The following is a 12,526-nucleotide window of genomic DNA, read 5'->3' on the forward strand; positions in this document are numbered from 1 at the left end:
GCCGGCGGACTGGGCCGGCCAGGATCTGAGCGTGACCGGGCTGACCCTGTCCGACGCCGACCTGACCGGTGTCGAGAACGGCTATGCCGAAATCTCCAACTGCCACTTCACCGATGTCAGATTCGCCCGGTCGCTCTGGCGGCACGCCTCGCTGGCCGACAGCCAACTCGCCGGCGCTGATCTGGCCAACGCCGCGTTCACCGACTCCGGCTGGCAGCGGGTCTCGGTGGTGCGCAGCCGGCTGACCGGTGTCCAGTTGGCCGGCTGCGTGCTGCGGAACGTCCGGTTCACCGACTCGGTCGCCAACCTGGCCAATCTGCGGTCGGCCGACCTGCAACGGGTCGCGTTCACCGGATGTTCGCTGGCAGGCAGCGACTGGGGGGCCGCCCGCCTGACCGACGTCAGTTTCACCGATTGTGATCTCACCGAGGCGGCCTTCAGCAACGCGCGGATGTCCCGTGTCCGATTCGTACGCTGCCGGTTGCTCCGCCTGTCGGGTGTCGCCGGACTGGCCGGTGCGACGATCGATCCGGCCGACCTGTCGGAACTCGCCGAGACGCTGGCGGCGGCCGTCGGCATCCGGGTGGACGCCTCCCCGGCGGAACGGTCCGGCAGGGAATAATGGCCGGGTGACCACCTCCTCGACCGATCAGGCCGTCGTGACCGACGAGGCTGAGTCCACCGTCGACAGCGACCCCGCCCAGGGACAACTCCGGGTTGTGATTGTCACCGGCCTGTCCGGTGCCGGCCGCAGCACTGCGGCCAACGCGCTGGAGGACCTCGGCTGGTATCTGGTGGACAACCTCCCGCCCAGCCTGTTGATCGACGTGTGCCAGTTGGCGCGACAGGCCAACCAGACCAGGCTGGCGGTGGTCCTCGACGTCCGCACCCGGTCCTTCTTCGAGCAGTTGCCGACGATGTTCGCCGACCTCGGCAAGGCCGGGATCCAACCCGAGATCGTCTATCTCGAGGCCTCCGACGACGTCATCGTCCGACGCCAGGAATCGGCCCGCCGACCGCATCCGCTGCAGGGGGAACGGTCGGTTGATGGACGGCATCACCCGGGAACGTGCCAGCCTGGCCACCCTCCGGGCAGCAGCCGACCTGGTGATCGACACCTCCTCGCTGAACGTGCATCAGCTGAGCACCAGAATCAATCACGCCTTCGGCGGTCCCGACCAAGATCAACTCCGGGTCACCGTGATGTCGTTCGGTTTCAAGAACGGGCTACCGATCGACGCCGACCTGGTGCTTGACGTCAGGTTCCTGCCGAACCCGCACTGGATCCCGGCGCTCCGCCCGCAGACCGGGTTGAGCCGGGAGGTGAGCGACTACGTCCTCAGCCAACCCGGAGCGGAGGAGTTCATCGAGCAGTTGCAGCAGATGCTGGCCGTGATCGGCGAGGGCTACATGCGTGAGGGCAAGCGGTTCGCCACCGTTGCGATCGGGTGTACCGGCGGCAAGCATCGCAGTACCGCGATCGCCGAGGAATTCGCCCGACGACTGCGGGCCGACGGCCGGGTGACCAACGTGCTGCATCGGGACCTCGGGCGTGAGTAAGGCGTGAACAACGGTGCGCAGACGCTGCCGAGGGTCGTCGCCTTCGGCGGCGGCCACGGCCTGTCGGCCAGCCTCGGCGCGCTCCGCCGGATCACCGACCGGCTGACCGCGATCGTCACGGTCGCCGACGACGGCGGCTCGTCGGGACGGCTGCGCGCCGAACTCGGCGGTCTCCCGCCCGGCGACCTGCGGATGGCGCTGGCCGCGCTCTGCGGCGACGACGAGTCCGGCCGCACCTGGGCCGACGTGCTCCAGTACCGGTTCCCCGGAGACGGCAGTCTCGGCGGCCACGCCATCGGCAACCTGCTGATCGTCGGGCTCTGGGAGCGGCTCGGCGGTGACCCGGTCGCCGGGCTCGACATGGTCGCACGACTGCTCGGCGCCCGGGGCCGGGTGCTGCCGATGTCGGCGGTTCCGTTGGAGATCGAGGCTGAGGTGGTCGGTCTGGATCCCGCGCTCCCGGACGAGATCGGCGTGGTCCGTGGTCAGCACCGGCTGGCCAAGACCACCGCAGAGGTACGGACCATCCGGTTGCTCCCCGCCGACCCGCCCGCCTCGGAACAGGCGATCCGGGCGGTGCGGGATGCGGACTTCCTGGTCCTCGGTCCCGGTTCCTGGTTCACCTCGGTGATCCCGCACCTGCTGGTCCCGGAACTGGCCGAGGCCATCGTCCGAACCCGGGGCCGGCGGATCCTGACCCTGAACGTCCAATCCGACGGCGAGACCAAGGGGGCGTCCGCGGCGCGGCATCTGGAACTGTTGGCCGAGCACGCACCCAAGCTCCGATTGGACGTCGTGCTGGCCGACGCCCGGTTCGCCCGGGACGATCCGCATCTGGAGGCGTACGCCACCTCGCTGGGCGCCAGACTGGTGGTCTCCGATGTTGCTGCCCGGGACGGCAGCGCCCGGCACGACCCGCTCCGACTGGCCTCGGCCTATGCGGAGATCATGGGCGTTTAGGAGATGGGCGTCGAGGAAGTGCGTCCGGGAGTGAGCAACCAGGAAATGGGCGTCGGAGAAACTGCCCGGAAGCACTGCGCCAGGCCGTTTCCTGCTCCGTACCGGGGTCAGTGCCCAAGATCAACTCGGTAGCGATGATTGTTTCGGGACGGGGCGTTCCCCCCGGTGTTATGAGATAGTGCGGCAATGGCTATGACGGCGCAGGTGAAGGCGGAACTCGCGACGATCAAGGTCACCAAGCCGGCAGTCCGCAAGGCGGAGGTGGCGTCGACCCTTCGGTTCGCCAGTGGACTGCACATCGTCAGCGGTCGGATCGTGATCGAGGCCGAGTTGGACACCGGGGCGGTTGCGCGCCGGCTGCGTACCGACATCGCGGAGGTCTTCGGCCACGCCAGTGACCTGGTCATCGTCAACGGGTCCGGCATCCGCCGGGGCACCCGCTACATCGTCCGGGTGATCAAGGACGGCGAGGCCCTGGCCCGGCAGACCGGACTGATCGACAGCCACGGCCGGCCGGCCCGTGGCCTGCCGCCGCAGGTGGTCGGCGGTGGCATGGAGGAGTGTGTGGCGGCCTGGCGCGGCGCCTTCCTGGCCCACGGATCGCTGACCGAACCGGGCCGGTCGATGGCGCTCGAGGTCACCTGTCCCGGTCCGGAAGCTGCGCTGGCCCTGGTCGGTGCTGCCCGCCGACTGAACATCTCGGCCAAGTCCCGGGAGGTGCGCAACGTCGACCGGGTGGTGATCCGGGACGGTGACGCCATCGGACAACTGCTCACCCGGCTCGGCGCCCACGATTCCGTTCTGGCCTGGGAGGAACGCCGGATGCGCCGCGAGGTCCGCGCGTCAGCGAACCGGCTGGCGAACTTCGACGATGCCAATCTGCGCCGTTCCGCCCGCGCGGCGGTGGCCGCGGGCGCCCGCGTCGAACGGGCACTGGAGATTCTCGGCGACGACGTACCGGACCACCTGAAGGCGGCCGGTCTGCTGCGGGTGGAGAACAAGCAGGCCAGCCTGGAGGAACTCGGGCAGTTGCACAACCCGCCGCTGACCAAGGACGCGGTCGCCGGGCGGATCCGGCGGCTGCTGGCGACGGCGGACAAGCGGGCCGCCGAGCTCGGCATTCCCAACACTGAGGCCAGTCTCAGCCCGGACATGTTGGACGCCGACTGACGCCTCGGCAGACCAGCGGGTCGGCTGGTCTGTGGTGCAGACCACCAGGGGGTCCGGTTATAACGCCGATCGGGTGACAGGGATAGCCTGAGCACGCAAGGGCCGGAGTGCGCTTGCAAATCTGAACGAGTACCGATTTCAGGAGTAGATCCAGCCATGACCGTACGCGTCGGCATCAACGGCTTCGGCCGCATCGGCCGCAACTTCTTCCGCGCCGCGCTGGCTTCGAACGCAGATATCGAAGTTGTCGCCTTCAACGACCTGGGCGACGACTCGGTCCAGGCCCATCTGCTCAAGTACGACTCGATCCTCGGCCGCTACCCGGGTTCCGTCGAGGTCGTCGACGGCGGTATCGCGGTCGACGGCAAGGTGATCAAGTCCTTCGCCGAGAAGGATCCGGCCAAGTTGCCGTGGGGCGACATCGGCGCCGACGTCGTGGTGGAGTCCACCGGCTTCTTCACCGACGCCACCAAGGCCAAGGCGCACCTGGACGGCGGCGCCAAGAAGGTGATCATCTCCGCGCCGGCCAAGAACGAGGACGTCACGGTCGTGATGGGCGTCAACGACGGCGACTACGACCCGGCGAGCCACTCGATCATCTCCAACGCGTCCTGCACCACCAACTGCCTGGCGCCGCTGGCCAAGGTGATCAACGATGAGTTCGGCATCGTCAAGGGTCTGATGACGACCATCCACTCCTACACCCAGGACCAGAACCTGCAGGACGGTCCGCACAAGGATCTGCGCCGGGCCCGGGCCGCTGCACTCAACATCGTCCCCACCTCGACCGGCGCTGCCAAGGCGATCGGCCTGGTGCTGCCGCAGTTGAAGGGCAAGCTGGACGGCTACGCGCTGCGCGTTCCGACCCCGACGGGATCGGTCACCGACCTGACCGTCGAGCTCGGCCGGGAGACTACGGTCGAAGAGGTCAACGCCGCGTACCGGGCCGCTGCCGACGGTGCCTTGAAGGGCTTCCTGCGCTACAACGAGGATCCGATCGTCAGCAAGGACATCGAGACCGATCCGGCGTCCTGCATCTTCGACGCTCCGCTGACCAAGGTGATCGGCAACCAGGCCAAGGTCGTCGGCTGGTACGACAACGAGTGGGGCTTCTCCAACCGGATGGTCGATCTGGCGCTGCTCGTCGGCAAGTCGCTCTGACCCGCATGAAATCTGTTTCCGATCTTGGAGACCTGCGCGGCAAGCGCGTCCTGATCCGCTGTGATCTCAACGTCCCCCCTGGACGGCGACACGATCACCGATGACGGCCGGATCAGGGCGTCGCTGCCGACGCTGAACCGGTTGCGTGAGGCTGGTGCGAAGATCATCGTGTTGGCCCACCTCGGCCGGCCCAAGGGTCAGGTGAACCCGAAGTTTTCTCTCGCGCCCGCCGCCAAGCGGCTCGGGGAGTTGCTCGGAATTGAGGTCAAGCTGGCCGAGGACGTGGTCGGTGACTCTGCCGCATCGACCACGGCCGGTCTCGCCGACAGCGAGATCGCGATGCTGGAGAACGTCCGCTTCGAACCGGGCGAGGAATCCAAGGACGACGCCGAACGTGGCGCCTTGGCCGACAAGTACGCGGCCTTCGGCGACGTGTTCGTCTCCGACGGATTCGGCGTCGTGCACCGCAAGCAGGCCAGTGTCTATGACCTGGCATCCAGGTTGCCCAACGCCGCCGGGACACTCGTCAAGGCCGAGGTCGAGGTGCTCGAGCAGCTGACCCAGGAGCCGGCCAAGCCGTACGTGGTCGTGCTCGGCGGTGCCAAGGTGAGCGACAAGCTGGCGGTGATCGAGAATCTGATCAAGACCGCCGACACCCTGGTGATCGGCGGCGGGATGCTCTTCACCTTCCTCGCCGCGCAGGGCCACGAGGTCGGCAAGAGCCTGCTCGAGGAAGACCAGATCGAGACCGTCAAGGGTTATCTGGAGTCGGCCCGGCAGAGCGGCAAGGAGATCGTGCTGCCGAGCGACGTGATCGTCGCACCGGAGTTCAAGGCCGACGCAACGCCGACGGTCGTCGCCGCCGATCGGATTCCGCAAGATCAGCTCGGCCTGGACATCGGTCCGGATTCGGCCGCTGCGTTCGCCGAGGTGATCAAGAGGGCCAGGACGGTGTTCTGGAACGGGCCGATGGGCGTCGCGGAATGGGAGGCGTTCGCCGGAGGCACCCGTGCGGTGGCCCAGGCGCTCACCGAGGTGGACGGACTCTCGGTGGTCGGCGGCGGCGACTCCGCCGCAGCCGTCCGTGATCTTGGTTTCGCCGATGATCAGTTCGGCCACATCTCCACCGGCGGCGGCGCCAGCCTGGAATACCTGGAGGGCAAGGAACTGCCCGGTCTGGCGGTGCTCGACCGATGACCGAACCCACACCCGGTCGGCTTCCGCTGATGGCGGGCAACTGGAAGATGAACCTCAACCACGTCGAGGCCGTCGGACTGGTGCAGAAGCTCGCCTGGACGCTGAGCGACAAGAAGCACGATCCGAAGAAGTCCGAAGTCGTGGTGTTTCCACCGTTCACCGATCTGCGGACCGTGCAGACTCTGGTGGACGGTGACCGGCTCGAGCTCGCCTACGGCGCCCAGGACGTGTCGCCGCACGACAGCGGCGCCTACACCGGCGACGTTTCGGCGTCGATGCTGGCCAAGCTCAACTGCTCGTACGTGATCATCGGGCATTCCGAGCGCCGCGAGCACCACGGCGAGGACGACACGACGGTCAACGCCAAGGCCCGGCAGGCGCTGAAGGCCGGCATCGTGCCGTTGATCTGCGTCGGTGAGGATCGCTTCACCCGCGAGGAGGGTCGGCACATCGAGCACGTCGTCGAGCAGATCAACGGCGCAGTCGAGGGGTTGACCGCCGAACAGGTCGCCGGCCTGGTCGTCGCCTACGAGCCGGTCTGGGCGATCGGCACCGGGCATGTCGCCACCCCCGACGATGCGCAGGAGGTCGCAGCCGCGATCCGCGACGCGATCCGCACGAAGTACGGCGATCCCGTCGCCGATGCGGTCCGGATCCTTTACGGCGGATCGGTGAAGGCAAACAACGTCGCCCAGATCATGGCCGAGGCAGACATCGACGGCTGTCTGGTCGGCGGTGCCAGCCTGGTGGTCGAGGAGTTCGCGGCGATCGCCCGCTTCTACGATCTCCCGGCCCTGACCTGAGACCCCGACTTGAAACCTCTCAACCTGACCATGAAGGCCGTCCGGCCCTGATTCCCTGCGGAGCGCAGCCCTGGGTTAGGGTTGCCGGGTGGTCACAGTGGTTCCGATGTTGAGTGCTCCGGTGCTGGCGGTCTCGATCCTGCTGATCGTCACCAGCCTGGTGCTCGCAGCCTTCGTGCTGATGCACAAGAGTCGGGGCGGCGGTCTCTCCGACCTGTTCGGCGGCGGCGTCTCCTCATCGATGGGCGGCGTCTCGATCGCCGAGCGGAATCTGGACCGGTTGACCATCATCGTCGCGCTGATCTGGCTCGCCAGCATCATCGCGCTGGGTCTGATGTACAAGTTCGGGGTCTGAGTCCGCCCGGCATCGGGCGGGACACGTTCGACTAGGCGATAGGGGAGCATCGTGGCTGGTGGGGGAAGCGCCATCCGTGGTAGTCGTGTGGGCGCCGGGCCGATGGGCGAGGCCGAGCGTGGTGAAGCCGCGCCCCGTCTGTACGTGTCCTACTTCTGCAGCAACGGACACGAGACGCGTCCGGCCTTCGCGGCCGACGCGCAGGCGCCGGAGACGTGGGACTGCCCACGCTGCGGACTGCCGGCCAATCTCGACTCGTCGAACCCACCGCCGCCACCGAAGAACGAGCCGTACAAGACTCACCTGGCGTATGTGAAGGAACGGCGCAGCGACTCCGAGGCCGCCGAGATCCTCACCGAGGCTTTGGCGGCGCTGCGCGACCGGCGGGCCCGCGGCGAAGTCATCTACTGAGCTTCGATAGATTTTCGGGCGTGCCTGCGCCTGTAACCGACGGTTTCTCCGACTTCACCGATCTCGACGCCTTCATCCACCTGCCCCGGGTCAACGGCCTTGCCTGCGGTGCCGACGGCCGCGTGGTGGCCGAGGTCTTCGAAGCCGCCGAGAACGGCTCGCGGATGGCTGCCGCGCTCTGGGAACTCGACCCCACCGGGGAGCGGGAAGCCCGCCGACTGACCTTCTCCGAGAAGGGCGAGAGCTCACCGCGATTCTGCGCCGACGGATCGTTGTACTTCACCTCCGCCCGGCCCGATCCGCTCGGATCCGACGACGAACTGGGCGTGCCGGCGATCTGGCGGCTTCCTGGTCATGGTGAGGCCAGCGTCGTGGCCTCCACACCGGGCGGACTCGGCCTGATCGCGGTCGCCGACAACGGCACTGTGCTGGCCTCCACCAGCCTGCTGCCGGGAGGCTCGCTCGCCGACGACGCCGCCCGGCGCAAGACACGCAAGGACAGCAAGCAGAGCACCATCTGGCACACCGGCATGCCGATCCGCTATTGGGATTCCGAACTCAACGATGTCAGCCCCCGGCTGGTGCTGGTCACGCCCGACGGTGGCCTGGTCGATCTGGCTCCGGACGCCGACACCGTCAACCTGCGGGGCGCTTCCGCAGACCTGGCCGCCGATGCGAGCACGATCGTGTCCACCTGGACTGAACGGGTCCGTGGAGCGGAGACGCGCAGCTCGGTGGTGCTCATCGACGCTGCCGGCCAGAGCCGCAAGGAGGTGCTCGCCGCCTCCGACGAGCAGCAGTACGCCGGCCCGAAGCTGTCACCGGACGGCCGCCTGCTCGCCGTCACCCGGATGACGGCCTCGACCCCGACCGACACCAGCTACGACTTCCTGGAGATCCACCCGCTCGCCGGCGGGACGCCGCCATCGCGCAGCTGGGTGACCTGACCGTCGGCGAGTACCGCTGGCTGGACGACCGGAGGTTGCTGGTTGCCGGGGACCTGCACTCCCGCGGAGCAGTGCTGGTGGTGGATGCGGTCACCGGCGCGGCCCGAACGATCGCCGACGACGCCGTCTATGGCTCGCTGGCCCCGGCTCCGGATCAGCGCAGCTGCTTCGTGCTCCGCTGCGGCATCGGTACGCCGAACCGTCCGGTCCGGCTGCCGCTGGACGAAACCGCGGATTCTCCGACGGTGTTCGAGCTGCCCGCGCCGGGCGCCGTGGCGGGCGTGCCCGGACGGCTGGAATGGGTCGAGACCGACGTCGATGGGCTGACCGTCGGCGGCTGGCTGTGCACACCCGAGTACGCGAACGCGGAGCAGCCGGCCCCGGTCATGCTGTGGATCCACGGCGGCCCCCACGGTTCGTACAACGCCTGGAGTTGGCGCTGGTGCCCGTGGCTCGCGGTGGCCCGCGGTTATGCCGTACTGATGCCCGATCCGGCCATGTCGACCGGCTACGGACACGCCGGCCTGAACCGCGGCTGGCCGCGCCGCGCGGACGTCGTCTTCACCGAATGCGAAACGCTGCTTGACGACGTATTGCGGCGACCGGAGCTGGACGGGCAGCGCACCGCAATGCTGGGAGCGTCCTTCGGCGGGTTCATGGCCAACTGGATCGCCGGGCACACCGATCGTTTCGATTGCATTGTCAGTCATGCCGGGCTCTGGGCGCTCGACCAGCAGCACCGGACCACCGATGCGGCGGCAGGCAAGATGCGTGTCCACCTGCACGAGGACGACAATCCGGAGTGGTACCGCACCTACTCCCCGCACTACGCCGCCAACCGGATCACCACTCCGATGTTGATCACCCATGGCAACCGCGACTACCGGGTGCCGATCAGTGAAGCCTTGCGGCTGTGGTGGGACCTGGCGTCGCGGTGGCCCGGAACGCCGGAGACCATGCCGCACCGCTTCCTCCAGTTGACCAGCGAGAACCACTGGGTGCTCACCCCGTCGAATCTGCGCGTCTTCAACCAAGTCGTCCTCGCCTTCTGTGACCAACACGTCCGAGGTGCCGATCCGGTGCCCGACGTGCTGCCGTGGTGATCAAGGATCGAACTACCCGACGGTGTTCCTGACCGTTCTCTTGGACTTCTTCATGCCTTGACAGGAGCCATCCGATGATGACGACGCGGAGGAATCGCCCGACGACGAGGAGCCGGCCGAGGATCACGACGAGGAGCCGGCCGAGGAACCCGATGGACGACAGGACTCATCGGCCCGTCCGTCGAAGCGAAGGACCGCCTCGTGGGCGATCAGGGCGGTACGCGCCCAGTTCACCGATCTTTCCGGGGAGGACATCGAGCGGATAACGGGTGTCCACAAGGACGACGATTCGACCTGGACCGTCGGTGTGGAGGTCGTCGAGATCCGCATGGTGCCCGACACAGCCGACATTCTGGCGCAGTACGACGTCCAGGTGGATGGGGAGGGCGACATAGTCGGTTATCGACGGGGCCGTCGCTATCTGCGAGGTCGGGCCGATGGCTGAATCCCCGCGCGGCGGCATGACGCCGGCCGGTCGGCAGGCCCGGCCGCCGGCGTACGACCGCCCGCAACCCGACAGCCTGGCCGATCTGCTGGAACGCGTTCTGGACAAGGGTGTCGTCCTCGCCGGTGACATCCGGGTCAATCTGCTCGACATCGAACTCCTGACGATCAAGATCAGATTGTTGCTGGTTTCGGTCGACAAGGCCGTCGAGATGGGCATCGACTGGTGGCGACACGACCCGTCCCTCAGCTCCAAGGCGGCTGAGGAACATGACTCCCTGCAACAGGAGAACGCCAGGCTGCGTGAGCGGCTCGAGGCGCTGGAGGGCGGGCCATCGTCGCCGGACCGGGTGGAGTCCTCACCCGCCGACCAGGGCCAGGACCGCACCGGTGAAACAACCGGCGACGAGGAACCCGAACAGGTGCAGCGTCGATGACCGAACCGATCACCGAACCCACGACCGAGGACAGCGCAGACACACCGGATGAGTCGTCCACCGGTTCGGCCAGCTACATCTACCTTGCTGCCCGGGACATTCCCGACGACGCCGTGACCGACTTGGCCGGCCTCGAGGGACAACCGGTGCGCCTGGTCCGCAATGCCGGCCTGACCGCGGTCGTGAGCACTGTCGACCTCGCCGACTACGGCGAACAGGGGCTGCGCCGGAACCTGGAGGACCTGGGCTGGCTGGAACGGGTGGCGCGGACCCACGACGACGTCGTGCACCACGTCGGCCGACAGACGGCAGTCGCCCCGTGGCGGCTGGCCACCATCATGCTCGACGACGCCCGGGTGGCCCAGTTGCTTGCGCACTGGTCGGGCGAACTGCAGGCGAGTCTTGATCGCGTCGAGGGTTGTTCGGAGTGGAGCGTCAAGATGCTCACCGACCTCGCCACCGAACAAGGCGCCGAGGACGAGCCTGCGGCGTCGGGAACGGCCTACCTGCAGCGACGCCGCGCGGAGTACGCCAGGCACACCGACGCACAGCAGCGGGCCGCCGTCGCGGCCGACGAGATCCACGCGGCCCTCTCCCGGCTGACGGCGGCCAGCCGGCGACTGCCGCCCCAGGACCGCCGGCTGACCGGCCACCGTGGCGAAATGATGTTGAACGGCGCCTATCTCGTCGCGGACGATCAGAGCGAACAGTTCACCTCGCTGGTCGAGCAGCTCGGAGCCGACCTGTCCGGGTCCCGACTCGAGCTCGGCGGGCCGTGGCCGCCGTACTCCTTCGCAACGCTGGAGACCAGAACTCCGCAGGCCGGGGCCGGCGGATGAGTACGACGACCATCTCCACCATCGACCGGGTCGGCCAACCGGTGGCCGCCGACAGCGCCTCCGGCCGCCGCCAGGTGTCGCTGGTCGACCTGTTGGACCGGCTGCTCGGCGCGGGTGTCGTGCTCAGCGGCGACATCACCATTTCGATCGCCGGAGTTGATCTTGTCGAGGTACGGCTGCGGGCCCTGATCACCTCGGTCCGGGCAGAGATGCGGGCCACCGATCCCAGCGCCGACCGAGCACCGTCCAGGGGGAGTCGAACGATGACCACGCTTCCGCAGCGGATCGAGTCCGACAAGGATTCGGTGGAACGCGACCTCTTCAAACTGGTGCTGACCATCGTCGAACTCGTTCGCCAGCTGATGGAGCGGCAGGCGATCCGGCGAGTGGACGAGGGTGACCTCAGCGATGATCAGATCGAGGAGGTCGGAACGGCGTTGATGAAACTGGAGTCAGCCGTGACGCGACTCCGCGAGCTGTACGACCTGACCCCGGACGAGCTCAATCTCGACCTGGGGCCGCTGGGCCGGCTGCTCGCGGAGTGAACGCCGTCGCCGGGTTCAGCCCATCGTCTTCTGACCGTCGAGGGACTCCCGGATGATGTCGGCGTGACCGGAGTGCTGGCTCGTCTCGGCGATGATGTGTACGAAGGTGCGCCGCGCAGACTGGGAATCCTCGGTGTGCCAGGGCGCCTTCGGCAGCCGCTGCCGTACGTCGAGTGATGGCAGGCTGAGCAACAGCTCGTCGGTCTGGCGGGCCACCTCGTCGTAGGCCGCCAGCAGCCCCTGCAGCGTCTCGCCCGGTTGCATGGCGAATCCCTTCTCGCGTTCGGCGAAGTCCTCCTCGGTCCATTCTGAGAAGTCCTTCTCCCCGGCGAGTCCCCTGGGACCTTCGACGATGAAGCGGGCCCAACCGCGCTCGACCTCGGTGACGTGCTTGATCAGACCGCCGACGCTCAGCGCGCTCACGGTCGTTCGCTGCGCAGCCTGGTCGTCGGTCAGGTTCTGTGCGGTGTAGCGGAGGAAATGGCGGGCGGTCCGAAGCGCCGCCAGCAGGTCCTCCCGCTCGCCGGGGTTCGACACGGTGCTGGACGAGCCGGCGGATGATCCGGCGGATGGTGTGGTGGAAGTCATGGCACC

14 protein-coding genes and 2 pseudogenes are annotated in these 12,526 nt (G+C 67.8%); 15 read left to right on the forward strand and 1 reads right to left on the reverse strand.

The features are described 5' to 3' along the window. Positions 1-31 precede the first annotated feature (31 nt). The 15 genes and pseudogenes from GJV80_RS03125 (at position 32) to gvpJ (GJV80_RS03190) (ending at position 11,932) form a co-directional block, all read left to right on the forward strand. Positions 32-622 (forward strand): pentapeptide repeat-containing protein, encoded by a 591-nt coding sequence (locus GJV80_RS03125; RefSeq protein ID WP_195909134.1) that lies wholly within the window; start codon positions 32-34, stop codon positions 620-622. 37 nt (positions 623-659) lie between these two features. Beyond that, positions 660-1,560: pseudogene (gene rapZ, locus GJV80_RS03130) on the forward strand (RNase adapter RapZ). A 3-nt stretch (positions 1,561-1,563) separates the two neighbouring features. Then, positions 1,564-2,520 (forward strand): uridine diphosphate-N-acetylglucosamine-binding protein YvcK, encoded by a 957-nt coding sequence (yvcK, locus tag GJV80_RS03135; protein WP_154686650.1) that lies wholly within the window; start codon positions 1,564-1,566, stop codon positions 2,518-2,520. 186 nt (positions 2,521-2,706) lie between these two features. After that, complete coding sequence (whiA, locus tag GJV80_RS03140) at positions 2,707-3,690, forward strand: DNA-binding protein WhiA (RefSeq protein WP_154686651.1); 984 nt, start codon at positions 2,707-2,709, stop codon at positions 3,688-3,690. A gap of 156 nt (positions 3,691-3,846) precedes the next feature. Continuing rightward, positions 3,847-4,851, forward strand: a complete 1,005-nt coding sequence (gene gap, locus GJV80_RS03145) for a type I glyceraldehyde-3-phosphate dehydrogenase (protein WP_154686652.1) — start codon at positions 3,847-3,849, stop codon at positions 4,849-4,851. A 5-nt stretch (positions 4,852-4,856) separates the two neighbouring features. Next, positions 4,857-6,048, forward strand: a pseudogene (pgk, locus tag GJV80_RS03150) (phosphoglycerate kinase). Continuing rightward, positions 6,045-6,851: a triose-phosphate isomerase gene (gene tpiA, locus GJV80_RS03155; RefSeq protein WP_230208083.1), complete on the forward strand. Its 807-nt coding sequence runs from the start codon at positions 6,045-6,047 to the stop codon at positions 6,849-6,851. The pseudogene pgk and the gene tpiA overlap by 4 nt, the downstream one beginning before the upstream one ends. A gap of 106 nt (positions 6,852-6,957) precedes the next feature. Further along, the gene (gene secG / locus GJV80_RS03160; RefSeq protein ID WP_154689994.1) at positions 6,958-7,206 is read left to right on the forward strand and encodes a preprotein translocase subunit SecG; all 249 of its coding nucleotides are present in this window, start codon (positions 6,958-6,960) and stop codon (positions 7,204-7,206) included. Positions 7,207-7,257: 51 nt separating this feature from the next. After that, positions 7,258-7,617, forward strand: coding sequence for an RNA polymerase-binding protein RbpA (locus tag GJV80_RS03165; RefSeq protein WP_154686653.1), 360 nt, complete (start codon positions 7,258-7,260; stop codon positions 7,615-7,617). Between the two features lie 20 nt (positions 7,618-7,637). Next, a complete protein-coding gene (locus GJV80_RS23585) occupies positions 7,638-8,564 on the forward strand; it encodes a hypothetical protein (protein WP_230208085.1) in 927 nt (308 codons plus the stop codon). A gap of 35 nt (positions 8,565-8,599) precedes the next feature. Further along, a complete protein-coding gene (locus GJV80_RS23590) occupies positions 8,600-9,667 on the forward strand; it encodes a S9 family peptidase (protein ID WP_230208086.1) in 1,068 nt (355 codons plus the stop codon). 208 nt (positions 9,668-9,875) lie between these two features. Next, the gene (gvpO, locus tag GJV80_RS24905) at positions 9,876-10,112 is read left to right on the forward strand and encodes a gas vesicle protein GvpO (protein ID WP_154689995.1); all 237 of its coding nucleotides are present in this window, start codon (positions 9,876-9,878) and stop codon (positions 10,110-10,112) included. Continuing rightward, a complete protein-coding gene (gene gvpJ, locus GJV80_RS03180; RefSeq protein ID WP_230208087.1) occupies positions 10,105-10,548 on the forward strand; it encodes a gas vesicle protein in 444 nt (147 codons plus the stop codon). Before gvpO ends, gvpJ (GJV80_RS03180) begins: the two co-directional genes overlap by 8 nt. Next, positions 10,545-11,387 (forward strand): GvpL/GvpF family gas vesicle protein, encoded by an 843-nt coding sequence (locus GJV80_RS03185; protein ID WP_154686654.1) that lies wholly within the window; start codon positions 10,545-10,547, stop codon positions 11,385-11,387. The genes gvpJ (GJV80_RS03180) and GJV80_RS03185 overlap by 4 nt, the downstream gene beginning before the upstream one ends. Then, the gene (gene gvpJ / locus GJV80_RS03190) at positions 11,384-11,932 is read left to right on the forward strand and encodes a gas vesicle protein GvpJ (protein ID WP_154686655.1); all 549 of its coding nucleotides are present in this window, start codon (positions 11,384-11,386) and stop codon (positions 11,930-11,932) included. The genes GJV80_RS03185 and gvpJ (GJV80_RS03190) overlap by 4 nt, the downstream gene beginning before the upstream one ends. 15 nt (positions 11,933-11,947) lie before the next feature. Here gvpJ (GJV80_RS03190) and GJV80_RS03195 read toward each other — a convergent pair whose 3' ends face one another. Beyond that, the gene (locus tag GJV80_RS03195) at positions 11,948-12,520 is read right to left on the reverse strand and encodes a DinB family protein (RefSeq protein WP_154686656.1); all 573 of its coding nucleotides are present in this window, start codon (positions 12,518-12,520) and stop codon (positions 11,948-11,950) included. Between the last annotated feature and the right edge of the window lie 6 nt (positions 12,521-12,526).

The organism is Microlunatus sp. Gsoil 973 (genome assembly GCF_009707365.1).
GTDB lineage: Bacteria > Actinomycetota > Actinomycetes > Propionibacteriales > Propionibacteriaceae > Microlunatus.

What these genes read in the sequence shown, in the direction of transcription:
- gap (WP_154686652.1), top strand. Translation starts at nt 3,847, where the DNA reads ATGACCGTACGCGTCGGCATCAACGGCTTCGGCCGCATCGGCCGCAAC.
- gvpJ (WP_230208087.1), top strand. Translation starts at nt 10,105, where the DNA reads ATGGCTGAATCCCCGCGCGGCGGCATGACGCCGGCCGGTCGGCAGGCC.
- whiA (WP_154686651.1), top strand. Translation starts at nt 2,707, where the DNA reads ATGGCTATGACGGCGCAGGTGAAGGCGGAACTCGCGACGATCAAGGTC.
- GJV80_RS03185 (WP_154686654.1), top strand. Translation starts at nt 10,545, where the DNA reads ATGACCGAACCGATCACCGAACCCACGACCGAGGACAGCGCAGACACA.
- gvpJ (WP_154686655.1), top strand. Translation starts at nt 11,384, where the DNA reads ATGAGTACGACGACCATCTCCACCATCGACCGGGTCGGCCAACCGGTG.
- secG (WP_154689994.1), top strand. Translation starts at nt 6,958, where the DNA reads ATGTTGAGTGCTCCGGTGCTGGCGGTCTCGATCCTGCTGATCGTCACC.
- tpiA (WP_230208083.1), top strand. Translation starts at nt 6,045, where the DNA reads ATGACCGAACCCACACCCGGTCGGCTTCCGCTGATGGCGGGCAACTGG.
- GJV80_RS03195 (WP_154686656.1), bottom strand. Translation starts at nt 12,520, where the DNA reads ATGACTTCCACCACACCATCCGCCGGATCATCCGCCGGCTCGTCCAGC.